The sequence below is a fragment of the Marinoscillum pacificum genome (assembly GCF_024714495.1).
In the GTDB taxonomy this organism is placed as follows: Bacteria; Bacteroidota; Bacteroidia; order Cytophagales; family Cyclobacteriaceae; genus Marinoscillum; species Marinoscillum pacificum.
Genome location: NZ_JAMZMJ010000001.1, coordinates 1,424,702 through 1,447,970, shown reverse-complemented (window position 1 = coordinate 1,447,970; position 23,269 = coordinate 1,424,702). Strand labels below are relative to the sequence as shown.

23 protein-coding genes are annotated in these 23,269 nt (G+C 39.8%); 9 read left to right on the top strand and 14 right to left on the bottom strand.

Going from position 1 to position 23,269, the window contains the following annotated elements:
- The first annotated feature begins 61 nt into the window (after nucleotides 1-61).
- Complete coding sequence (locus tag NXS00_RS06225; protein WP_258098261.1) at nucleotides 62-388, top strand: PadR family transcriptional regulator; 327 nt, start codon at nucleotides 62-64, stop codon at nucleotides 386-388.
- A gap of 1 nt (nucleotide 389) precedes the next feature.
- Nucleotides 390-3,059: an ABC transporter permease gene (locus NXS00_RS06220; protein ID WP_258098260.1), complete on the top strand. Its 2,670-nt coding sequence runs from the start codon at nucleotides 390-392 to the stop codon at nucleotides 3,057-3,059.
- A gap of 91 nt (nucleotides 3,060-3,150) precedes the next feature.
- Here the strand turns inward: NXS00_RS06220 and arr are convergent, their stop codons facing one another.
- Both arr and NXS00_RS06210 read right to left on the bottom strand, forming a co-directional pair.
- The gene (gene arr, locus NXS00_RS06215; RefSeq protein ID WP_258098259.1) at nucleotides 3,151-3,606 is read right to left on the bottom strand and encodes an NAD(+)--rifampin ADP-ribosyltransferase; all 456 of its coding nucleotides are present in this window, start codon (nucleotides 3,604-3,606) and stop codon (nucleotides 3,151-3,153) included.
- A 44-nt stretch (nucleotides 3,607-3,650) separates the two neighbouring features.
- A complete protein-coding gene (locus NXS00_RS06210) occupies nucleotides 3,651-4,760 on the bottom strand; it encodes a Gfo/Idh/MocA family protein (protein ID WP_258098452.1) in 1,110 nt (369 codons plus the stop codon).
- Between the two features lie 135 nt (nucleotides 4,761-4,895).
- Here NXS00_RS06210 and NXS00_RS06205 point away from each other — a divergent pair, with 135 nt between their 5' ends.
- On the top strand, nucleotides 4,896-5,339 hold the full coding sequence (locus NXS00_RS06205) for a hypothetical protein (protein WP_258098258.1): 444 nt from the start codon (nucleotides 4,896-4,898) through the stop codon (nucleotides 5,337-5,339).
- 73 nt (nucleotides 5,340-5,412) lie between these two features.
- Here NXS00_RS06205 and NXS00_RS06200 read toward each other — a convergent pair whose 3' ends face one another.
- From NXS00_RS06200 to NXS00_RS06185, 4 genes are all read right to left on the bottom strand, one after another.
- Nucleotides 5,413-7,293, bottom strand: coding sequence for a mucoidy inhibitor MuiA family protein (locus NXS00_RS06200; RefSeq protein ID WP_258098257.1), 1,881 nt, complete (start codon nucleotides 7,291-7,293; stop codon nucleotides 5,413-5,415).
- A 143-nt stretch (nucleotides 7,294-7,436) separates the two neighbouring features.
- Nucleotides 7,437-8,102 (bottom strand): CPBP family intramembrane glutamic endopeptidase, encoded by a 666-nt coding sequence (locus NXS00_RS06195; protein ID WP_258098256.1) that lies wholly within the window; start codon nucleotides 8,100-8,102, stop codon nucleotides 7,437-7,439.
- A gap of 108 nt (nucleotides 8,103-8,210) precedes the next feature.
- On the bottom strand, nucleotides 8,211-8,963 hold the full coding sequence (locus tag NXS00_RS06190; protein WP_258098255.1) for a LytR/AlgR family response regulator transcription factor: 753 nt from the start codon (nucleotides 8,961-8,963) through the stop codon (nucleotides 8,211-8,213).
- A 2-nt stretch (nucleotides 8,964-8,965) separates the two neighbouring features.
- The gene (locus tag NXS00_RS06185; RefSeq protein WP_258098254.1) at nucleotides 8,966-10,030 is read right to left on the bottom strand and encodes a sensor histidine kinase; all 1,065 of its coding nucleotides are present in this window, start codon (nucleotides 10,028-10,030) and stop codon (nucleotides 8,966-8,968) included.
- Nucleotides 10,031-10,497: 467 nt separating this feature from the next.
- Between NXS00_RS06185 and NXS00_RS06180 the strand changes: the two genes are divergently transcribed.
- From NXS00_RS06180 to NXS00_RS06165, 4 genes are read left to right on the top strand one after another with little or no spacing between them, the layout of a single operon-like run.
- On the top strand, nucleotides 10,498-11,679 hold the full coding sequence (locus NXS00_RS06180; RefSeq protein ID WP_258098253.1) for a DUF2589 domain-containing protein: 1,182 nt from the start codon (nucleotides 10,498-10,500) through the stop codon (nucleotides 11,677-11,679).
- Nucleotides 11,680-11,713: 34 nt separating this feature from the next.
- Nucleotides 11,714-12,454, top strand: coding sequence for a hypothetical protein (locus NXS00_RS06175; RefSeq protein ID WP_258098252.1), 741 nt, complete (start codon nucleotides 11,714-11,716; stop codon nucleotides 12,452-12,454).
- A gap of 3 nt (nucleotides 12,455-12,457) precedes the next feature.
- Entirely contained in the window at nucleotides 12,458-13,411 is a 954-nt protein-coding gene (locus NXS00_RS06170) for a DUF2589 domain-containing protein (RefSeq protein ID WP_258098251.1), read from the top strand.
- On the top strand, nucleotides 13,408-13,647 hold the full coding sequence (locus NXS00_RS06165) for a hypothetical protein (RefSeq protein ID WP_258098250.1): 240 nt from the start codon (nucleotides 13,408-13,410) through the stop codon (nucleotides 13,645-13,647). Before NXS00_RS06170 ends, NXS00_RS06165 begins: the two co-directional genes overlap by 4 nt.
- A gap of 214 nt (nucleotides 13,648-13,861) precedes the next feature.
- Here NXS00_RS06165 and NXS00_RS06160 read toward each other — a convergent pair whose 3' ends face one another.
- Together NXS00_RS06160 and NXS00_RS06155 are read right to left on the bottom strand one after the other, a co-directional pair.
- Complete coding sequence (locus NXS00_RS06160; protein WP_258098249.1) at nucleotides 13,862-15,295, bottom strand: SGBP N-terminal domain-containing protein; 1,434 nt, start codon at nucleotides 15,293-15,295, stop codon at nucleotides 13,862-13,864.
- 254 nt (nucleotides 15,296-15,549) lie between these two features.
- Nucleotides 15,550-16,473, bottom strand: a complete 924-nt coding sequence (locus NXS00_RS06155) for a TIR domain-containing protein (RefSeq protein WP_258098248.1) — start codon at nucleotides 16,471-16,473, stop codon at nucleotides 15,550-15,552.
- Between the two features lie 270 nt (nucleotides 16,474-16,743).
- On the opposite strand from NXS00_RS06155, the gene NXS00_RS06150 reads away from it, so the two are divergent.
- Both NXS00_RS06150 and NXS00_RS06145 read left to right on the top strand, forming a co-directional pair.
- Nucleotides 16,744-18,207, top strand: coding sequence for a CotH kinase family protein (locus tag NXS00_RS06150; RefSeq protein WP_258098247.1), 1,464 nt, complete (start codon nucleotides 16,744-16,746; stop codon nucleotides 18,205-18,207).
- Nucleotides 18,208-18,292: 85 nt separating this feature from the next.
- Complete coding sequence (locus NXS00_RS06145) at nucleotides 18,293-18,619, top strand: VOC family protein (protein WP_258098246.1); 327 nt, start codon at nucleotides 18,293-18,295, stop codon at nucleotides 18,617-18,619.
- Between the two features lie 88 nt (nucleotides 18,620-18,707).
- Here NXS00_RS06145 and NXS00_RS06140 read toward each other — a convergent pair whose 3' ends face one another.
- The 6 genes from NXS00_RS06140 to NXS00_RS06120 form a co-directional block, all read right to left on the bottom strand.
- Nucleotides 18,708-19,739 carry an agmatine deiminase family protein gene (locus NXS00_RS06140; RefSeq protein ID WP_258098245.1) on the bottom strand — a complete coding sequence of 344 codons (1,032 nt, stop codon included), beginning with the start codon at nucleotides 19,737-19,739 and terminating at the stop codon, nucleotides 18,708-18,710.
- The gene (locus tag NXS00_RS06135; RefSeq protein WP_258098244.1) at nucleotides 19,736-20,614 is read right to left on the bottom strand and encodes a carbon-nitrogen hydrolase; all 879 of its coding nucleotides are present in this window, start codon (nucleotides 20,612-20,614) and stop codon (nucleotides 19,736-19,738) included. The genes NXS00_RS06140 and NXS00_RS06135 overlap by 4 nt, the downstream gene beginning before the upstream one ends.
- Nucleotides 20,615-20,697: 83 nt before the next feature.
- Nucleotides 20,698-21,234 (bottom strand): hypothetical protein, encoded by a 537-nt coding sequence (locus NXS00_RS06130; protein WP_258098243.1) that lies wholly within the window; start codon nucleotides 21,232-21,234, stop codon nucleotides 20,698-20,700.
- A gap of 59 nt (nucleotides 21,235-21,293) precedes the next feature.
- Complete coding sequence (locus NXS00_RS26935; protein WP_373418658.1) at nucleotides 21,294-21,476, bottom strand: PLDc N-terminal domain-containing protein; 183 nt, start codon at nucleotides 21,474-21,476, stop codon at nucleotides 21,294-21,296.
- A gap of 44 nt (nucleotides 21,477-21,520) precedes the next feature.
- Nucleotides 21,521-22,726, bottom strand: a complete 1,206-nt coding sequence (locus NXS00_RS06125; RefSeq protein ID WP_258098242.1) for a DEAD/DEAH box helicase — start codon at nucleotides 22,724-22,726, stop codon at nucleotides 21,521-21,523.
- Nucleotides 22,727-22,827: 101 nt separating this feature from the next.
- Nucleotides 22,828-23,217, bottom strand: coding sequence for a hypothetical protein (locus tag NXS00_RS06120; protein WP_258098241.1), 390 nt, complete (start codon nucleotides 23,215-23,217; stop codon nucleotides 22,828-22,830).
- Nucleotides 23,218-23,269 lie beyond the last annotated feature (52 nt).

Below are 23,269 nucleotides of genomic sequence, written 5' to 3'. Positions count from 1 at the left end.
CTGCAATTACGAATAATATAAAAGTTATATATTTACTGCAATTACGAATGATATCATTGCAATGAAGAAAACGAAACTAGGAGAGTTTGAAGAGTTGGTATTGCTGACTGTATTGGCTTTGCGTGAAGAAGCCTATGGAGTTGCCATCAAGCGTGAATTGGAAGAGCGACTCAAGGAAGTACTAAGTGTTGGCTCCGTGCAATCTGCTTTGAAGCGTATGGAGGAAAAAGGTTTCCTGACATCCGAGTGGGGAGAAGCAGAGAAAGTGCGTGGAGGCAAGCGTAAGCGGATCTATCAGGCAACCAATTATGCACAGCAAGTACTGCAGGAAATGAAGGACGTTCGTGCAGGACTGTGGACGACCATCATCCAAACTCAAAATATCTAGGATGAGTCGAATCAACTCTTTGTTAGATCCACCCAAATGGCCAATGAAAGTTCTTTCATGGTTCGTAAAGCGCGAATACCTGGAAGAGCTGGAGGGTGATATGATTGAAGAGTTTTATTACCATCAAGAGAAGTTTTCCATTCGTAGGGCGAAGTATTTATATGTACGAGAAGTATTCAAAATGCTTCGACCTAATCTGATCAAAAGTCTAATCAAAACTCAAAATCTCAATTTAATGGGGACTTTCTCTAATTACACCAAAGTAGCTTTTCGAAACATTCTAAAGCATCGAACTTATTCAGCAATCAAAATTGGTGGCTTCTCTATTGGAGTAGCTATAAGCTTACTCATTTGTCTGTTTGTGATAGATGAGCTGCAAATGGACCAAAAACTTTCAGATAAACCCGTGTATCGAATACTCCGAGAGAGTACTTATCCTCAGTTTATTGGTAAATCGCCATCTATGCAGCCTGCACTCGCTTCCGCATTAAAACAAGATTATCCTGAAATAGCAGAATCAGGAAGAGTATTGATTTTTGATGGTTTCGGAGATGCAGGTGGGAATTTATTTCGCCCAGCAGACAAGGAAATCTCCGTTTTTGAAGAGCGATTTAGCTACGCCGATCCCTCCATTCTGGAAATGCTAGAGTTCGAAATGGTCTATGGAGACGTACATTCCGCTTTAGACGAACCGCGATCACTTATTCTTTCTCAGTCCAAAGCAGATAAACACTTTCCAGGTATTGACCCTAGTGGAAAAGTGATTTACATCAATGAAAACAAAGAGCAGCCATATGTAATAGGTGGGGTTTTTAAGGATTTGAAAGACTCACATTTAGGCCATGTAGACTTCTTTTTTACGCTTTCAGGTAAGGAGTTTTGGGATGGTGAGCAGACTGATTGGTGCTGTTCAAATTATGTGACTTATGTTCAAATAAAGGATGGAGTTAATCCTACTGTATTTGAGTCAAAACTGAAAGATATCTATGAGCGATACTTTATCTCTTATTTCATTGCACAAGGAGGTCATAACATAGAAGATGAGCGTAAATACATGACATTGGCGATGCAGCATGTCTCAGATATTTATTTACACTCTGCAGATATCTATGACTTTCAAACCTATGGAGATATCAAAATGGTTGGTGCTTTTGCAGCAATAGCAGTCTTTATATTGCTTCTAGCCTGTATGAATTTTGTTAATCTCACTACGGCAAACAGTGCTCAGCGTTCCAAAGAAATAGGCTTAAGAAAAGCGGTTGGTTCAGGAAGAAGGGGTGTCATGTTTCAGTTCTTGATAGAAGCTGTGGTTTTAACAGCAGTTTCAATTCTGACGGGTACTATTTTGGCTGTTGTAGGGATGCCATTCTTCAATGCTGTAACTGATAAACAGATCATTTTCCCGTATGCGGAACCTCTCTTTTATGTGTCTTTAGTGCTGTTTACGGTCGTTATCGGTTTTTTGTCTGGAGCCTATCCAGCTCTTTATCTGTCTAGAATTAACACCATCGCAGTTCTAGGAGGTCATATGAAATTGACTGGAAAAGGCAAAAATGCTTTCCTAAGAAGTGGACTGGTGGTCTTCCAATTCATGATATCCATGCTTTTAATTGCTGGGGCTTTTATCGTCTATCAGCAAATGAGCTTTATTCTCAACAAAGATTTAGGCTATGATAAAGAACAAGCGATAATGATTCAGGGTGTTGGTCCGATGGGAGATGGGGTGAAGGCTTTTAAAGAAGCACTGCTGAGTTTGCCAGATGTTTCTTATGCAACCATCAGCAATTCACTACCAGTGGACGGGACTCATCGAAATGGCAATACCTTTCACATTTCAGGACAAGAAAATGTTGATCGAGGAGTTCCTGGGCAGTTTTGGCGTGCAGATGAGGATTATTTGGAGACAGTAGGTCTTAAGCTACTACAAGGGAGGATGTTTAGTAATCACATAGCTTCAGATAGTAACGCTATTGTTGTAAATGAGGCTATGGTGAAGGAATTGGGATTAGAAAATCCAATTGATAAAAAAATAAGGAATTGGAGAGATTGGAGAATTGTGGGCGTTGTTGAGAATTTCAATTATGACAACTTGAAACAGGAAATCAGACCACTACTTTTGGCTAGAACGACCACTGCAGATATGATTACGGTGAGGTTGGATACAAAGGATATCGCTGAGAGTATAAATAAAATTGAAGCCGTTTGGAATGAGTTTAATCCATCTCAGACCATCAGACTAGACTTCTTGGATCAGCGATTTGAAGTAATGTACGAAGATGTTCAGCGTACACGTACCATTTTCATGGTGTTTGCCATATTTGGGTTGATCGTTGCTTGTCTGGGCTTATTTGGCTTGTCAGTTTACACGGTTGCCTTGCGCAATAAAGAAATGACCATTCGAAAAGTATTGGGAGCATCTGTTCAGTCTATACTTAAACATCTCACTATGGATTATCTGAAATTGGTGGTTATTGCTTTGATCATCGCTATACCAATCGCCTGGTACTTTGCTGATGAGTGGCTGGCAGGATTTAGCTATCGAATCACTTACTTCTGGGATACCTTCCTTTATGGAGGTGTACTACTGATTGTTATCGCTTTAGGCGTAGTAAGTTTCCAATCTTTAAAAGCTGCGTTCAGCAATCCTTCTACAGGATTAAGAAATGAATAAATACATGTTTGTTTTGGTACAAAAAGGCCTTGGAGGTTCTAAGGCCTTTTTTGCGTTTTAGAGATTTTATTTCTGGAAAAGGTTACCTGGATTATTCATCATTCAAGGAATCAATTCCGTGTTTTTCTAAAGAATCCAATGCTGCTTTCATCTGATTGACTTGCTCCTCAGGATGGCCTAACCATCCGGTAACTTCCGCCAAGACTTTAAAAGGTTCTATGGATCTGTATGAAATGGTTGGATTCCCTGGGAATTTCCTATCTGTAAGATCAGGGTCGTTTTCAATTGGTCCTGTGGGTTCCACCAAATAGATTCTTTCCTTGCCTTCTCCTTTTGCGAGTTCAGCTCCCCAAATGGCTGCATCTAGTGTGGCGGTTAAGAAGATGTATTTAGCGACCTTTTGTTTGCCGAAATTGGAATTATATCCAGGGCTAATCAGCTCTCCAATCCTTAAATCTGCTTTGGTGCCATGGAAATAAGTTTGGTTAAATGGTAATGCTTTTGAGTTCGAATGATTAGAAGGTTCTTTTTGGTTTTCAGTAGACATGCGACGTTCTGGCTAAATGTTCATTCTGTTGATATGGACTTTGATCAATTGAGTTTAATTACTTGCCCCGAATTGGCGCTGCGTATTGCGGCATCTAAAATTTCCATGACGATCATGTTGTTTTCAAGAGAAGAAAGGTCGTTAGGCTGCGGTTGTATATTTCCTCTGATTACAGCAGTGAAATAGGCAAAGGGATCGTCAAAAGGAGCATTACGCTCTTCCAATTGATACTTTTCCTCAGCAAAGCCGTCATATCCTTCCGCTGATCTAACTCTCAGTTCATGACGATTGTCTGAATAAACCGCTCCGGTCAAACCGTAAATTTCCATGTCTTTTCTTCCAATTGGCCAATTCCATGAACCCTGAATGATGGCTACAGCATTTTTATATTCCAGCAGAATAATGGATTCATCATCCACTTTGGGGTTATTTTCTGCTTGTAGTTGTGTAGTGATGGCAGTCACTTTGGACGGTCTCTCACCATCCATTAACCAGGTAAGTAAATTGGCACCGTAACATCCAAAGTCTACTACAGCACCACCTCCATTCTCAGTTGGATCGGTTAGCCAATCCAGAAACTCACTGTTGATACCTATTTTTTTAGGTCCTCTGTGTCCATCGCGAACTACTATTTTACGGATTTCTCCAATTACGCCATTTTCATTCACCAGTTCGTATGCCTTGTGGTTGGTTGGATACCAGGTAGTTTCATAATTAGTGAGTAGATGTATCTGATGTTTTTTGGCTAATGCCTCCATTTTTTTGGCGTGCTCCAGACTCACTGCTAGTGGTTTTTCCACCATCACATGGATGCCTTTTGGAGCACATGTTTCAACAACTTCCAAATGTTCATAGATAGTGCCAAATGCAGTAACAGCCTCGGGCTTTTTCTTTTTGATAAACTCATCCATATCATCAAAAACCATATCCATAGAGAAGCCATGTTGTTCGGAATAGCGCTGGGCCAGGTCTTTGTTGGTTTCCACAATCCCCACAATTTCAATTTCTCCACGTTTTTCACTTCCAAATATCCAATGAACATGTGTGTGCGTAAGACCGATTACTCCAACTTTTAATGGTTTTGATTGTGCAAATGAGAAGGTTAATGACCAAAGAAAAAGGCTGATCGTAAGTATTGATTTCACAAGGTTCATCATTTTGGGTTTGTGTTAAAAATTATAAGGAGTTGTGGGTACACCAAAGGTAATTCATAATGCTTTGTTAATTTAGATAGTGTGTATCCTTTGCTTCTCTTCCGAAGTAGGTTATGCCAAATAAGATTTACGCCTATGAAATTGCATAAACCAACATCAAAAATCTTTGTTGTTTGCTTGATGAGCACTGTTATCAGTTTAGCAGCTGGGATCATTAGTCCCTCTCATGCTGCTATCAATGAGCAGGAGAAACCACCGAATAAGGGGGAACTTAGAATATATGTTGATGGATTTCAATTGCAGAGTAGCATCAGTTTAAATTACCTGAAATCTAAGTGGTCCGAAGGAAAACTCACCTTTACCATAAAGGAGGGAAGTGGCCAACCTAAGACCAGTGCGTCTCTCATTGTTGTAAGGAAAGGTCTGGTAGTAAAGTCTTTGAATAAGAAAGACATCACTCCAGGAGAGGCAATTATGGCTGCTGAAATTTTTAATTTCCTCAGGCCTGGTGATCATTTGGTTGTGAATATTGATTGGGAAACTTCAAGATTGATTGAGTCCTTATTAATCTCTAAGTAACAAGAATATGCAAATTCATCCATCCCGAGCGCATTCCGGAATCTCAGAATAGATGAACTTCATAGGTGTTTTTCTACTCGAGCGTAACTCGCTCATGCTTAGGATATTTCACTTCATAGCCAAATTTAAGCTCCTTTTGTTCTTTTGGTTTCATTTCTAGCTTCCATGTTACTTCACCCGTTTGATCTTCTAGTTTTCCTTTGGATAAATCTGTAGCTGATACTGTGATGTCACTAATCGCTGCAACAGGAATTTGATCAAACAGTGTCAGATTGATGTTTTGGGATTTGTTGTTGCGAACGACGATCTCAAATCCACGACTTTCTATTTTATTTCCTCCAATTACCTTGTGCTTGCTGTAGGTATCTACTTTGTTTCTGGCAATGACAATGCTGCGATCTCTTCCCAGTGATAAGTCTAAGGTGTCTGATAAAGAACGTGCATCTAGAATAGTTCTTCCCACATAAGAGTTCTCCAGGTATAGATTCGCTTCCCCTTCCAGCAGGTTGTACTGATCCCAATTAAGTAATCTGGCTATGAGGAAGGCGTCTTTGTCAATTTTGGGTACAGCATAGTATTCGTAAAGCGCTTCCACGTCAATCGTATTGATGTGAACGGATTGTTTTTCTCCGGTAGCTGGCACGGTATACGGTTCATCTATTTCAAATTCTACACTCGTTTGGTTCTGAATGGTAGTTGTAGTAATGGTTTCTGCTTTCACTCTACTTGATTTGTCCAGGCTACTTGTTCCTCGAGCACGAACGTTTGAACTTGAACCCGACATGCCATAGGCAACCACAACCACTTCTGATAACTCTTGAACGTCTTGTTGCAAGTTGATATCCATACGACTTGACTGAATGGGTAGCTCCTGTGAGGCATATCCAATGAACGAATAGGTTATGATACTTGCTCCGTGGGGAATGGTTAAGGAGTACTGACCATCAATGTCTGAAACGGTGCCAACAGAAGTGCCTTTAACGACTATGTTAACACCAGGAATCGATTCTCCATATTCGTCCATAACCGTTCCACTCACTGTTCGGATGTTACCTTGAAATTCATCGTATACTGCACGAGTAATTGGTCTGGTGTTACGTGTGTAGTTCAGGAACCAGGTGTACAATTGCGGAGCTGTACTACTTAGGTTCGGGTTGGCATTAGAGAGCTTGAGTTTTACATTGTCCCAGCTTACTCCTGTGTTCTGGAATACATCGGCTTTGTAGGTCAGTTGCATGGGTTTTTCTACATTCTCCACACGAATGTCATACTTAGGATGCCAGCCTGCATTGCCAACAAAATAACTTACCTCAAAGGAAGCAGTTGTTTTACTTTCAGCGTCTACTTTGATTAGAACTTCACCTGTAGGTTTGTCCTTTAAGTTTCTGGTGAGTGCCAATTCGGCATAGAGTCTTTCGAGCTGCTCATTTAGGTCTCCTATTTTGTCATTGATGGACAATTCTTCTGTTTTGATGGCTGTTAAAGCATCATCATAAAAGATGATCGCTTGTTTCAGTTCGATTAATGAAGTGCCAGCATCACCTCCCAGCTTTTTGTTGGTGTTCAACAGGCTATGCTTCTCCTGCAAAACAGCCTTGCGCGATTCGAGTTTGGTAACTTGTGCTTTCAGTTTATCGGCTGCAATTGAAATGCTATCTATCCGTTGATCTTTCTGAATGGGAGAGAGGTAGTTGAGATTGTGATTCACTGATAGAACCGTAAAGGAGCCAGTAGCTTTCACTTGTACGCTCTTACCATCGATATAAGGAGATAGCTCTTTGAGTTTAATGGTTGATTTCCCTGCAGGTAAGAATATGGATCCAGTTCGAGTAACCTGGGCACCTTCCAGAAAAATGGTTACCTGCTCAATTTTACTTGTGAGTGGACGCTCTGTAAATGACTGGCTAAAAGCCGATGATACAGAAAGGATAAGGAGTAGTGTGATAGATCTCATGCGCTTTTTTATGATTGAGATGCATGAGGTGTGGAGATTCCATAAAATAGGAAGAAGTTTTTTAGAATTTGAAATGATTCTGATCTACAGGTATAATCACGGTCATCATAACGAACGTGATTATACTCTAAGATCCAAAGCTGTCATTCTGCCAACCCAAAGTAAAAACTAAAGATACCTAGCGTATTGAAAAAACCATGAACCATGATCATAAACCAGAGATCGTACTTGCGTTTGTAAAAAATGAGTGAAAAAATCGCTCCTGTTGATCCGGCAACAAGCTGACCGGTGATTCCTTGTTGCATGTGCATGTAGCCGAAAAAGCCGCAGATGATTAGAATATTGATTGCGATGCTTAATTTACTGTCTCCGAAAAACTTGACGAATTGGCGCATTAAAAAGCCTCGGAAAATAATTTCTTCTCCAAAGGCTGCTGTGGCCCAAATGACTCCCAGCCAGATTAAGGAGGAGGTAAGATCTCCTTCCAAATGATCCAATTGTGACATGTCAATAGGAACGCCAGTCAGTGTCTCAATCGCGGGAACAACTAATAGAACATAGAAAACGAAGAGCCCAAATGCAGTCAAAGGAGCCAGAACCAGTAGGTTTTTAGCCGTGAATTTTTCACGATACATTCCAATTGCGGCAAAAGGTTTTCCATTGAATTCGAAATAGCTAGCTACGATAATGACTAAAGAGAGAATGATGTTCTCAAAAATGGTTCTGGTAACAGGACCAAAGTACATGAATAAGATAATGGCTAGCGTCGCTAGTGGAAGAAGTATTTGTTTTAGTGTTAGGTTTTTCATCTTTCTGTTAGTTTGAATTGTTATGAGCGAATATCAATTCATATGCACTGCCAGGAAAGATGATTCTGCTGGACTATCGTTACGGCTGCTTGAATTGTAACGGTCTGACTATTGATTCATCCAATTCTTGAAATCGCTGGTTTTTGGCCTGCTAACGATGAATTCCTGATCTCTCGGATTGGTCACAAAAAGGATCACTCGATGGTTGAAATACGGCTCTATTTTCGAGATGCAAGATTTAGACACTATTTGTCCACGATTGATTTTAAAGAACTTAGTCTGATCCAAAGTAGTGTAGAGGTCATCAATAGTCTCTTCGATGATGAATCGCTTGTCCAGCGTGACACCAAAAGTGATGCTGTCTTCTGAATAGCAATAGAGTAAATCGGCTATTTTGAGCTGTACAAATCCGTTCCCAGATTTAACCAAAATGCCTTCTCTTTCGACAGGAACTTTTAAATCACTGAGCAACTGCTTCAGGGTTGTTTGATCCAATGTCGAAGACTTATTGGACTGGAGGAACTTGTCCAGTGCACTTTTTAGATCGTCCTTTTGTATCGGTTTTAACAAATAATCTACACTGTTGACCTTGAAGGCCTGAATGGCATATTGATCAAAGGCAGTAGTGAAGATGATAGGGGCTTTTACCGTTGTTTTCTGGAAAATCTCGAAGCTTAGGCCATCAGCCAGTTGAATGTCCATAAATACCAGGTCAGGGGCTTCATTATTTTTAAACCACAGCACAGCATCTTCGACCGTATCGATAATTTGAAGCAAATCAATCTTAAAGTCACATGCCTTCAGCATGGATTGCAGCTGGTTGACAGCCCGGATTTCGTCTTCGATAATTAAGATTTGCATTGTTATTCTTTTGGCAAGCTATTATTCAACAATGGGAGGGCAACTGAAAATTGATGCCCATCATTGACTATTTCTACTGATCGGTTAGAGATGAGCGCATACCGCTTTTCAATGTTTTTCAATCCCATTTTAGTGGAAGGTAGCTGGGTGGATTTCTTTTGAATTTTATTGGTGACCACTATGAATTCATCGATCTTGTCAATGTTGATCACCAGTGGTTTGGCTCTGGAAACTACATTGTGTTTAATGGCATTCTCCAGGAGCAATTGTAAGCTCATGGGCGCAATGAATTGATCTTCCGAGCCTTGCGGGATATTCCAATTCACTTTTAGATTGTCTCCAAATCGTTCAGACTGTACATGGATGTAGGCTTTAGCAAACTTCAACTCCGCCTTTAAAGAAATCAAATTGGCATTGCCTGACTCCAATAAAAACCGATAGATATCCGATAGTTTGTCTACAAACTGTTTTGCGTCTTCTTTCGGGCTTTGATCGATGATATCGCGCAAGGTGTTGAGCGTATTGAAGAAAAAATGCGGCTGGGCTTGATTACGAAGGGTGTCTAATTCGGCCTGGATAATTGCCTGTTTGGCTTGCTCTTCTTCTCTAACTGATTTTTTGAGTAAAACAAAGAAGTAAACGGCTTCATAAATAGCCATTGTCATAGTGGTGAGTATCACAATGACAACCAAAGATCGGGCTCTACCTTGAAAGTCATAGTGAACATTATTTACCAGCATAGAAATGAAGAAAACCCCAAGGAAATCAACGATGGTTACCGTGACTGTAGTACTTATGAATAGTAATGTTACCCGTTTGATGCTGTCCTTCAGGCTGGGGAAGAGGATTCTTAAGCGAATTAGAATGTATCGATTGATGAGCCAATCGCAAGCAGAGAAACATAAAGAGACTACAAAGGTAGCTATTAGTTCTGCTGTTGTAAGCTCGGTTATGGTTACATTAAAAACGTAGATTGTTGATAAGCCCAACAGGATGACACCTATGATGACGAACCATTTATCATCAAATCCCAGGTATTGTATGCGTTTTTCTCTATTGGTGATCATTCAAGTCTCAAGTGTTTACCTGCTTCGGTGCAAAACTTAGTTTGTTAGTCAATTTACAAAAGGACTTTGAGTTGAATTGTCGTTAATGGTATTTGAATTGTGAAAAAGTCTTCCATGGGGGGCAATTGTTTCACTTTATTGAATTTTATGCATTTGGTGTTGTCATCAAATACGTTTTATCGCTAGGGGTTAGTTTATTTCAATCAGGAAATGGCTGGTATGTTGTCGTTTAAATATGAGGAGTCTATATCTTTTTTGGTACTTTGAAGCTATTTTTTTGGACTATTGTTTTTTGTGTTCCTAACTAATCTTGATTTCTTAATACAGTTACCTGTAAAATACCATAATTAGGGTATTGATTATATATAACGTAACCTGATACCTTGTTAAGGATAATTGATAGTTGATCAATTTCTACTCATCTGGCACTAGACGATTCATTTTTTACACCTAAAATTTAAAGATTTATGCCAATTGACACTACACCAAGTACGGTGGCAACTAATGCATTAAATGCAATCGACTACAGCGCACTCATAGGCGGTCCGATGGATGCTATTGTTAAAGCGCAAGCAATGGCAGCTAAGACAACCTATGAATTTATCAATGAGGTTGGACTTACTGTAGACCCAGATACCAATGAGAAGAAACCGGTAAATGTCGTTTTCCAGTATAATAATGGAGGGCAACTTACTACTCTTACAGTTCCGTTAATAACTGTTTTAGCTATTCCAGTTATTGAGGTTACCAATTTCACCATTGATTTTATAGCTAATATATCGGCAGCATCCTCGAGTATGTCTGAAACGTCCAATGATACGGAACTTACCGTAGATGCTACAGCTGAAGCTAGTTTAGGAATAGGCCCATTTTCAGTTTCTGTAAAAGCTCAGGCTAATTATTCAAGCAAACAGCACTCTAAAGCCGCACAAGACTCCAAGTACTCTGTTGAATATACCATGAACGTTCATGTGGAAGGTGGTCAAGCTGGATTGCCTGCGGGTTTACAAACTGTGCTAAACATACTACAGGGTAGCTCATCTTCCATTTCACCAGATGAACAAATGGCAATAAGTCCTGCAGCCCTTACCCTGGATCGGACACAGACTAACACACTTCAAACGACTATTAAAAATGGAAATGGGTTAGTCGTACCAGGAGCAGAGGTAACAGTCAAGGTAATGGATACCGCAGATAATCCATTTGATCCAATCACTCTTGTTGAAGGAAGTGAGACGCCTGATCTTGAGGCTGCACTAAAACTGAAGAATAAAGGGCTACCTCTACATAGTGAGGGCAACTCCAAATTGATAGTCAGTGATCGAGTTTTGAATACTTACAAACGAGTATATCAAGGGAATAATGATCTGGAAGATGATGCTGACACTAAAACCGGATATGCCAATGATAAAGGTATAGTGGGTTTTGAATTTAAAGTTAAGGATGCTGTTTACTCTGGAACTGAAGAAAAGTCAGGAACTATTTCTGTGACTGCCAAAATTCCGAAACCAGGAAATGATGGGGGAACTTATAATCAGGTACAAAATATCGTCTATGTGATCATTCCTAACTCATCAGATACGGGAGGTGAGGAAGATGGTGGTGGAGAAGAGGAAGCTAAGCCGTCTAAAAAATCTGATAAGAAATAGTAGGAAAACTTAAATAAAGAATTGTCTCTCAAACATGTCATCAAAAAAGGATCAACCGGATATTCTGGAGAAACTGGTTAAACAAATACTGATAGATTTAATAGAAGCTCAAAATCAAGCGAATATCAAATCAGCCAAATTGGCCAAGGATTATTTCGATCACAAGGTCGAAAATCTACAATATTTTGGTGTTCCTAATAGCCTGGTAAAATCCTTTGACTTTACATTAAAATTCATGTTTGAAGACCTGGTGAACATGTTCAACGAGAAGACTAAGTCTCAATTTAAGCAACTCATTAAGTCCAACTGGAGAACGTTTGTTCTTCAGTTGCTTGATCAGGAGATCATTCAAGAATCAGATCTTGCTCAAAAATTAAAAGCTGTTCCTGATATATCAATCAATGTTGATCAACTGGAACCTCAGGATGAAGATCTGTTGGAAACAATATCTAGCTATCTAATCAAACAACTGGAAGCGCATGCTCAGCACTTAATTGAAAGCCAGAAATGTTCTTTTTCTAAGGAAAATAGTGAAAGCCTAAAGAATGAAGTACAGCAAATAATTGATCCTGTTAACATTCAAGAATCAGCTTCTTCAGAAAAAAAGAAGATGGTCATAGACTTGAATCAATTGAATAAGATGGATCAAAGTATGATTTGTGAAATAAAGGTTCATGCAGATATGCAAACATTAAAATGGGGCTATTCTGAGAAATTTGAGGATCCTGATCATGAGAAAGATCAAAAAAGGATGAAGTTTTTAGTAGACAACTAAGTCATGGCGGAAGAGAACTCAACTAACCCTGCGGAGGATCTGGTTCTATCGAATCTATTTCTTTTTAAAAATATCATTACGTTTCCGTTGGAGGCCGTGATTGATGCGAATATCAATGCATCCAGGACTTTACTGAAATTTATTAAAGAGTTTGGTTTTGAAACCAAAGATGGAAAGCTTGTACCCAAGTTATTGACCTTTTCCTATCATTATACAGGCTCCGGAGGCATACCGCAAAAAATGATCGTCAACATTCCTGTTTTGTCACTTATTACCATCCCCTTGATGACAATCAATAAGGCTGAATTCAAAATGGGAATCAATATTATTAATTGGATTGGGAAGGATACTGATGATCCACAAGGTCCAGACAAAGAGCTCAATCAGATCAGTCAACCAATAGCCATGTTGGGACCGTCTCAATCGAACGTTGAGTTGATTAACAATAACAATAAAGAAGAGGTATACACAACTTCATTAAAGACGAATATGCAGGCCAAAATGGAAGTAGTTACTTCAGATATGCCCGCAGGTTATCTACAGTTGCTGAATATATCTCAGGAAAATATTAAAGGTGTTACAGAGAATGAATATGAATTATCGGTATCACCCGAAAAAGTCTATTTCACTAAAAGCAAGAATGATATTTCATTGGAGATAACTCTGCACAACAGGAGTGATTCCAAAGTAGTAAGTAACGAATTAATCAATATCACTGTAGTTCCGAAAACTAGTCAAGACATGGATCAGGTTTTGCAGAAACCAATTGAAGTGGAGCAGGGAGATCCGGTTGGAGTTCCTTCTAATTATGCTGCCACGATTTTGACAAACGATCATGGTATTGTAAAAGTGCATTTGACTGCCAAAACCAAGCAACAATTTCCTTGTAATGGGTACATCGAAGTTACCTCATCAAGAACAAGTAAGAAACTAATCTATTTTCAAATTAAGCTATGATAAATCAAAACCCTCTTCATCAACCAGAGCACAAAAACGGATTTAAATGCCCTAAGTGTGAAACACATATTGAGACCAGCCTGCAAGACTTACTTTATCAGGCATCCATAACCTGTCCAAAGTGCCTGACCAACTTCTCTATGGATAGAGAAGAATCATCCAAGGCTATCGAGTTAATGCAAAAGCTGAAAGTGGCATTGGAGAATATCGATACTGCAAAGAAGTTTAAAGGATAAAAGTACTTTGCCACATTTGGTGTTGTCACCAAATAGATACACATAAGACTTAGGTTCCAATATAGTTTGTTGGAGACAACTCCAACAAAGGCTAAGGTTTCTAGAAGTACCGAAAATTCTGCTTCGTATTGATCTCTCTACCCCGATAACTATCGGGGCAGTTCATATGCGCACGGCTAGTGATTCATTTTAGTGTTTGTTATACTTCCTGTAATTAATTTTGAAAGGAATGTTTCTGTCTAGTAATAAAAATATCGTCATTATCCAATTCCACTTTTAATACATAAATCCTTCCAGGAACTACTGAAGTTAATGCACTGAAAGTAATGTATGTCTGGTCATTTTCAGAGATATAATTATTGTTGGCAATAATTTCTAATTCTATAGTTGAGTTGTCGGTTGAGTCAATTAACCAAGCCTTATTAATCTTGTCATAACATCTATAAATGGTCCAAAAGCTTTGCGCATTATTATGTCCATTTATTACAATTTCACTATGGTCATTCGTTAGTATAATGTTTCTTTTGACAAATCGAACAATATATTTTCGTGAATTCCCTGATTCCGATGTAACGGTAATTTCTTTATCTTCTTCATAATTCATATGACTATATATATCAACGTCAGGTTGTGATTTTTCTGAGAGCGAAAATTCTGGATTTATATTAGTAATATCCCTATTGGCCCAAACGTAAACTAGATGAAAGTTTTCGTCTGGAAGTCCTATGAGATCATCAGGATGGGTAACGAAATTCTGTAATGATGAATAAGACCATAACTGGTCTTCGTAATTTACAGAAATAATATAGTTATCGCTATTTCTTGTATTTAGATGATACGCTTCTATGTTACTAATTGGATCTATTAAATTTAGAATTAGTGAGTTAGGTATTTTATCAAATGTCAAATTTTGACTCAATTGAAAATTTGTTGAGATGTCAGGCTCTATTATTAAATTTTGATCCTTCAAAAGAATCGATAATTCTTCATAAGAAGCATCTATGGCTATACTGTCCGTCTCGTGGTTTATTTCACCTTGTATCACATTATCTCCTGCAATTAGGGATATTGACACAATCCCTGGTACTAATTCAGGTTGTGCGGTATAAACTCTTGAATTCCCAGTCTTATTCGTAATTATGAATTGTACCTCTTCACTGAAATTAATGGGTTGACTTGCAGATGGATGCATAATTGATCCGTTAGGAAGTGATACCTCAACTGATAGGTTAGATAAGTCAGTTGATTTGTAGACATCAAAAATGATAGAATCCCCTTTGATTGAAGCTTCTTTACCATGAACCTTAAATGATAATATTTCAGGTAAGTAGTCTAATACCACACTGTAAACTCGAATAGCACCATTCTCAGCTGTAACTTGTATTGCCAAAGGGTCATTAAAATCTATTGGATCTCGTAAATCTGGATCCATCGAGGCTCCGGGAGGTAACTCCACATTCACCAGCAAGTTCGAAATATCTAAATCAACATCAAGGATTAAAGTAATAGTATTTAAATCATGGTCTATTATAGTTTCAACATCATCTATTATAAAAGCTAGTATCGTGTTATCAGAACTAAGCTCTTCCTGACATGAAAATAGTAAAGCAAAATAGAGAAGAAATACTGGATAAAATCTTTTTTTCATATGCAGTAACTTAAGTGAAGTACAACGACCAGCTATCCGCCGTGTGTCCAGAGCTGGTAAAAAGCGGTAAGGTAGCGAATCTGCCCAACCACCGCAACAGTATCCACGATGCACTGCGTTCTGAAAGTCAAAAGCCAGAACCACAGAAGCTGAGTCGAGCGATTAAGTGTCAGAATGGGCAGAGTCGTGGGCGAGTCCCGATGCACTTTTAGAAAGCACTGTGACACATGGCGGATGAGCGTTTGTTAGGAGCTTTAATTGAGGATTAATTCAGGTCTAGGTTCAATTGATTTACTTTTTCTCCCCACCGCAAAGATTATATCATCTAGTAAAGATGCTATTTCCGAGCTTCTGAGGTCGTTTGGATAGCCGAACAGTACGTAGTACATGTCCACGTCATGCCAGCTAAAAAGGTTATATGCAAATTCTTGGATTTCTTCATCGGTATTCTTTTTATGAAGCCATTTTTTTATGGATTTCTTCATTTCACGGACTTCATTTTTGAAAATCTTCTCTCCAAATTCGTAGAGCCCAGCGGGAAATTTGTATTTTTCTCTTATTCGATTCTTTTCTTCCACAAAAAGTTCCCATTCATCTTCTTCATATAAGGGAACCTCATAAGATTCATTTTCAAAGTTGGCTAGCAAATCAAGTCTATAGAATATTTCAAGTTCAAGTCTCTTCCGATCAAATTTGTTTGTATTCAGATAAAGGCTTATCCTCTTTTTGACATCTTGTAGTCGAAATGGCTGCCTTGAAACTTTAACAGCAAGTTCTCTTGCTATTTCCTCTATATGTAAATGTTTGTTATTCAGAGCTACAATGTCAGCAATCAATGGAGACTCAGTAAACACTTCTTCCAACTCTATTTCGTGCCAGATTGGAATTAAGCGTTCACTATCGCCGATCAATTCCTTTGTGAAGATTGCATTTAGTTCTTTTTTTGGCCACTTCTTTTCAAAAAACTTTTTACTCAATACCACAACACCAAAGTCAGAATCTCTAATTCCTTTCTCTATAGATTCTTTTAAACTTGATCCAGGTGAAAGAGAGAATTCGTCGTACCAGACTTTAATGTTTCGCTTAATTAATTCAAGAACAAGGGGCTTTACGAATGTTCCTTTGTCTTCACTTGCATGACTTATAAAAAGATCCCATTTCATTCCTTTTCGACCCATATATTGCTCCTAATATCCATATAAACTGCACCAGTGCATGTTATCTGCTATCTAGTAGTTATACGGTTGATTTTTTTAACTATTTAATGGTCAGTGACTTATTCGTATGTAACCGTCTATAGCCGTTTTCAAACGGGTATAAGTGTCGCTTATGACAGGAATCTACCAGTTTCTCCGCTAAGGATCAAGTATAAACCGGTAGTTACCAGTAAAATACCCGAAAGTGGGTACATGTGTTAAATCACTAGCATTTTGAGTACATTTATAGTTATGAATTCACCCTACACTTCCAAATTCATAGGCATTTTACTCGTGATGATGATGTTCTTGCAGTCCTGTAAGAAAGACGATGAGCCTACTAAAAAAGACGATACCACTTCAGGCGAATTTGCGATCGATGTGGGAGAGAGTCAGATACCTTATGTTGTAATTACTACTTCAGGAGCTATCCAGAACGCAAAGAAGATTGCAGCGGAAATGTCCATTTACATGGAGAAAGAACTCCTACAGACCAATTTCATAGGTATTGAGTACCGAGGATCTACTTCGTTTCGTCTCTCGGATAAGAAATCCTATGGTATAGAAACGTGGGACGAAGCAGGAGAGGATCTGGATGTTTCATTTTTTGGATGGCCAGAGGAGGAAGATTGGATTTTGATGGGGCAAGTGGTCAATCTGGAAGAAAACTATCAGTTTGACAATACACTGCTTTACCATCATCTGGGATATACCATTTCCAGGAAAATGGATCGGTACGCCGCCAGAACTCAGTACGTAGAAGTTGAAATAAACGGGGACTACCAGGGCATCTATGTGTTCATGGAAAAATTGAAGCGAGATGGCGATCGCATTGATTTGTCCAAGCTGAATCCAGATGAAATTTCTGGTGAGGACTTAACTGGTGGCTACATTCTTAAAATCGATAAGACTTCAGGAGGCGATGGTAATGCCAATCAACCGCTGGAATACTTTGAAAACAACTGGGATGATGACGCTCGCTATACTGCAGAAAACAGTTTCCGGTCTGCCTACGATATCAATGGTCAGTTGCTCAATTTTGAGCCTCATGGTTCGCCTTATCATGCCAATATGTATCTGGAGACCTATTTTAACTATGAGTACCCAGATGCAGATGACTTAGTCGCGGAGCAAAAGACCTACATTCAGAACCATATCCATGAGTTTGAGGAGGCTCTACTGGCCGATGACTTCTCATCCGAACAGAGGACTTATACCGATTTCATTGATGTTTCCACTTTCGTGGACTATTTCCTGATCAATGAACTATGTAGGAATGTGGATGCCTATCGCTTGAGTACCTATTTGACCAAGGATAAAAATGGCTTGCTGAGTATGGGGCCAGTCTGGGATATGAATATTGGTTTTGATAATGGAGGTCGTATCCCAATGGATGATTGGGTGATCAACTACAACAATCATGTCTCTCAGGACGCCTGGATGATGCCTTTCTGGTGGCCTAGATTGATGGAAGATCCACAGTTTAGGGCATTGGTGAAAACTCGATGGCAAGAACTCCGGTCTGGAGCATTGTCGCTGACTAGTCTCAATGCGCTAGTGGATGAGTCTGCAGCTTATCTTGTGGACAATGGAGCAATAGCACGAAATGAAACTGTGTGGTCCATCGGTTCTGATTACAACCAGAGCATTGAAAACTTGAAAAATTATTTCTCAGAGCGAACTAGTTGGATGGATAGTGAGATTAACGGCTTTTAGTGTCGTAAATAGAGGTTCCATTTGTCGCTAATGGCAAGTGATTTTGGAACGAGTAAATCATAGCTTTACTGAAAATTAGACAATTATGAATTCCATTGAAATCATCATGATTCCTGTTGCTGACAGGCAGAAATCCAAAGCTTTTTATCTAAACCTTGGATTTGAAGTGGTACTCGAAGCACCTGATCCACATGGTGAAACCTGGATTCAAATGAGACTTCCCGGCTCTAATACCACCATTTCATTGGCTAGCTTCCAGGGGATCATCTGCGAAACGGAGGACATTCATGCTGCTATTGACAACTATCACCAAAAAGGTATAGAAGTGGGTGCTATTGATGAAACACCCTGGGGCAAGTTTGCCTGGCTCAAGGACCTGGATGGCAATAGTTTATGTCTGCACCAGAAGTGAGAAAATTTAAGGTTTAAGGGACTAAGTTTTATGTTCTGAGTTCTGAAATTCAACTAAACTCAGAACATAAAACCCAAAACCTAACAACTTATATCGGCTCTTGTTGACTTAGACAATGGAAGCTGCCTAATCCCCAGACAAGATCTGTTGAATCAATTCCAATTACTTTTCGATCGCTAAACAACCCTTGCAAAATCTCTAAAGCAATCGGGTCATTCTTTGCATCTCTATAAGTAGGAACGGCTACACACTCATTGGCAATGTAGAAGTTCGCATAAGATGCTGGAAGACGCTGATCTTCATAAATCACCGGTTTTGGCATTGGAAGTTCCACTACATTGAGTGGAGAGCCATCAGGCATTTTGAAGGTTTTTAGTTTTTCCAGATTTTCCGCTAGCGGCTCATGATTTTCATCCGCTGTGTTTGGCTCCACTACTGTAACTATCGTGTTGGTATTCACAAAGCGTGTGATATCGTCTACGTGTCCATCAGTGTCATCTCCAACGATACCATCACCAATCCACCAAATCTCTTTAGCTCCATAGTAGTCCTTCAAATACCCTTCAATCTCCTCCTGGTTTAGGTGTGGATTGCGGTTTTCATTCAAAAGACAGGCGGTAGTGGTTAGGATGATTCCCTGATCGTTAAAATCTACAGAACCACCTTCCATGACTATACCCGGTGTATAATGTTTTAACCCAAGTTTATCGGCAATGCTGGTCGGGATCTTATTGTCCAGATCGTACGGAGGATATTTCTCACCCCAGGCATTGTATCCCCAGTTGACGATCGCTTTTTCACCTTCCTTGATCACGAATGCCGGACCATGGTCTCGACACCACGCATCATTGGTTGGGTGCTGGTAAAATTTGATTTTTGATAAGTCCGCTCCAACTTCTTTCAGATAACCTGTGGCTTTTGCCTGCATCGCTTCATTCGCTATGTTGATGCAAACTTCTTCGCTCTTGGCTACTTCTCTGATAAACTCACAGTAAGGCTTGTAGATCGTTTCGATCTTGCCAGGCCATGAGTTGGTGTTGTGTGGCCAACTTAACCATGTTGCTCTATGTGGGTGCCATTCGGCAGGAAATCGGAATCCGTCCGCTTTAGGTGTACTCATTCTTCGTCGATGAAACGTTTTTCGATAGGACCATAGGCATCAATTCTTCTATCACGAAGGAACGGCCAGTGAATGCGGTAGCTATCTGATTTGTCCAGATTTACTGGTACTACTTTTACTATTTCTTCCAGATGCGGTGCTTTGTATTCCAACCAACCAAATGCGTTGGTAACATAGGATCCACCCCAAAACTGCATGTCGCCTTCCACACCTGTACGGTTCACACCAATCACAGGTACACCATTCGCAACAGCGTGTGATTGCTGAATCGTTTGCCACGCGTTGTGCTGCTCCTGATTGGTTTGATCATCCTGATCTTTGTGCCAGCCGATAGCAGTAGGGTAGAAGAGCATCTCAGCTCCTTTCAGAGCAGTGATTCGTGCTGCTTCCGGATACCATTGATCCCAGCATACCAGCACACCGATTTTAGCATATTTGGTGTCGAATGTCTTAAATCCAAGATCCCCAGGAGTGAAATAAAATTTCTCAAAATACCCTGGATCGTCCGGAATGTGCATTTTACGGTATTTACCAAGGTAAGTACCATCCGCATCGATTACAGCGGCAGTGTTGTGATACAAACCTTGAGCTCTTTTCTCAAAAAGCGAGGCAATGATCACTACATTGTGTTTTTTGGCTAGTTCAGAAAATATTTCAGTAGATGGGCCAGGAATGGCCTCCGCTAATTTGAAATTTTCATAATCCTCTACGTCGCAGAAATATGTAGATCCAAACAGCTCCTGGAGACAGATAATCTGCGCACCCTGTTTTGCTGCTTCTTCTACGCCTTCTACGGCTTTTCTTAGGTTGTCTTTTAAGTCAGAGCTACACGAGTTCTGAACTAAACCAATATTTACAATTCTTTCTTTTGCCATATCAATGTGTCAAACTTCAAAAGGAGGTGTGAAGTTCGGCAATAGTACGGGAAATTGAAAAAAGTGTTTTTAAGAATCTGAAATTAATCAGCAGGATTAGCGACGACTAATGAGTCAGTCTGAATGGAGAGTTTCCAGGTTTCGGTAAGATTATATCCACGAGACATACCGGTAATGTGATGTCCTACAATACCTATGGCTGCTCCTGCGGCCATTGCTGCAATTGGTGGCCCATACGGGTGCTCTCGTTCAGCAAGGATCGGGTTTCTTTCCGCACTAATAGCTACCAGTAGTCCAACCATGCCTCCAGCAGCTAGCAAGGCTCCAGCGGTAGTTACCGCATAGCCAGCAGCATCCTGGGCGAGATTTACTTTTGTTTTGCAAGATATTTTACGAAGGTCTTTAAAGGGTATGGTATCTAAACTCGTAATGATTGCATCGTTGCTCAGTTGGAATTGATTAAATCGATAGCGTTTGCCACCTAAAGTGACTAGTCTAATTTCCTCTGGTTTGACTATGCGTAAGGCGTTAGGATTAGTAGACTTGGTAAGGACCAAAGATTGGCTGAAGCCTAATGAAGTAATGCCCATTAAGCTTACCAGAAATAAGGTTCGGATCATGATTATCGGCGGTGTTAGTACCTGAAGATAATCAATAAATACCTAAGAACCAGTTAGCTTCAACGATTAAAAACCGGGCTAAACTTACGTGGAGGTGCTACAAATCTTTTTTTCAACTGAAAATATACAATGGAGCCTACCAGAGGAAAGAACAAAACAACTAGAAGCCATATGGTTCTATAACCTGGAGTTATGAACCGTGAACTGGCTATGTCTTTAATTGCCCAGAACCATAATGCAATGTTTAATACAGCTAAAACGTATGTCAGTATGGTAGGTATATTCGTTACTTTTTCTTTTTGAAAGGTCGTCTTCTGCCTTTGCCTCCACCTCTTTTTGGTTTAGGATCATATGCAGGACCTTCTCCAATATACGCAGGAATCTTAGCTTTTGGAACTGGTTTTCCTAATAACTCCTCGATTGCCAGGAACTTAGATTGTTCTTTTTCATTCACGAATGTAAAGGCTCCACCAGTACTTGCAGCTCTTGCAGTTCGTCCAATTCGGTGAATGTAGTCTTCACCATCATTTGGCACATCGTAGTTGATGACGATATCTATATCTTCCACATCAATTCCGCGAGCAAGGATATCTGTAGCCACCAACACTTTCAGTTTGCGACTTTTGAACTGACTCAAGACGTCTTCTCGAGCTTTTTGCTCCAGGTCAGAGTGTATTTCTTCTACCGACATATCGGCTTTTTTAAGCTCTCGGGTTAAGCGTTTCGCACTGTCCTTAGTCGAGCAGAAAACGATAACACTACGTAAGAATCCTGCTTTTAGGATATGTTTTACAAGGTCTATTTTTTGTCCATCATAACAAACGAAGGCTGCCTGTACGATCTTCTCATTCGGCTTGGAAATAGCTATACTGATTTCTTCTGGCTCTTTGAGAATCTTCTTCGCCAGATCACGGATTTTAGGAGGCATGGTTGCTGAGAAAAGCAACGTCTGACGCTCTTTTGGCAGGTAACCTATGATCTTCATGATGTCTTCATTGAAGCCCATGTCTAGCATGCGATCCGCTTCATCCAGCACCAATACATCGAGCTGTTCCACCTTCACATATTTCATGTTGAGGTGAGCAATCAATCTACCCGGAGTACCTACAATGATGTCTGCGCCTTCAGTAAGCGCTTTTTTCTCTCGATCAAAACTCTGACCATCTCCACCGCCATAAACCGCTAGTGAACTAACAGAGGTGTAGTATGATAATCCCTCTAGCTGCTGATCAATTTGAACCGCCAACTCACGAGTAGGAACGATCACCAACGCTTTGATGTGTCCGTCTTGTGGCTGTTCGAGTATTTTATGAATGATTGGGAGTAAGAATGCTGCCGTTTTTCCGGTTCCGGTTTGCGCCGCAGCAATAATGTCTTTATTCTCTAATATAATGGGGATTGTAGCCTCCTGAACAGGAGTAGCGTTTTCAAACCCAATTGCATCTATACCTTCTAGCAGCGATGGGTTTAAATTCAGTTCTGAAAATTTCAAAGTATTTCGTCCTTGGTTCGTATCAATATTGTATCCGTTACAATATGGGCAGTAAGTTAATCAATAGTCGATGACTTGATGAAATTTTCGATCGTATTGGATTAAAGTTCAGCCATTTCTTTCAATTCTTCGAACTTCTCACGTGTTTTTACAACGGTGCAAGTAGTGCCAAAGAATTCAAGCATAACTCTTGCGGCATTGCGAATGAGTATACTTCCTGATATGACTACTACACGATCAATCTGATGCTTGTGCAGATTCATGTATTCATACCATAGTTTTCTAGCTGAAATCTCGAATCCTCCCATGTTCTCACAATCCCAAATAAACACATAATGGGTAAGCGGATTGGCATCCAACTCCTGGTGCCATGCACGGGTAGAATCTCGTGACGCTGTTTCGGTAAATTTCCCTTTGAATTTAAAGTGAAGACTTGGCTCTCCCTGATAGTAGCCAGAGTCAATGTCGATGTTTGACGATGTGTATTTCATAACGTATTTAACTGAGTAACCAGGTTAAAAGTACCAGCTAAAAACAGCGACC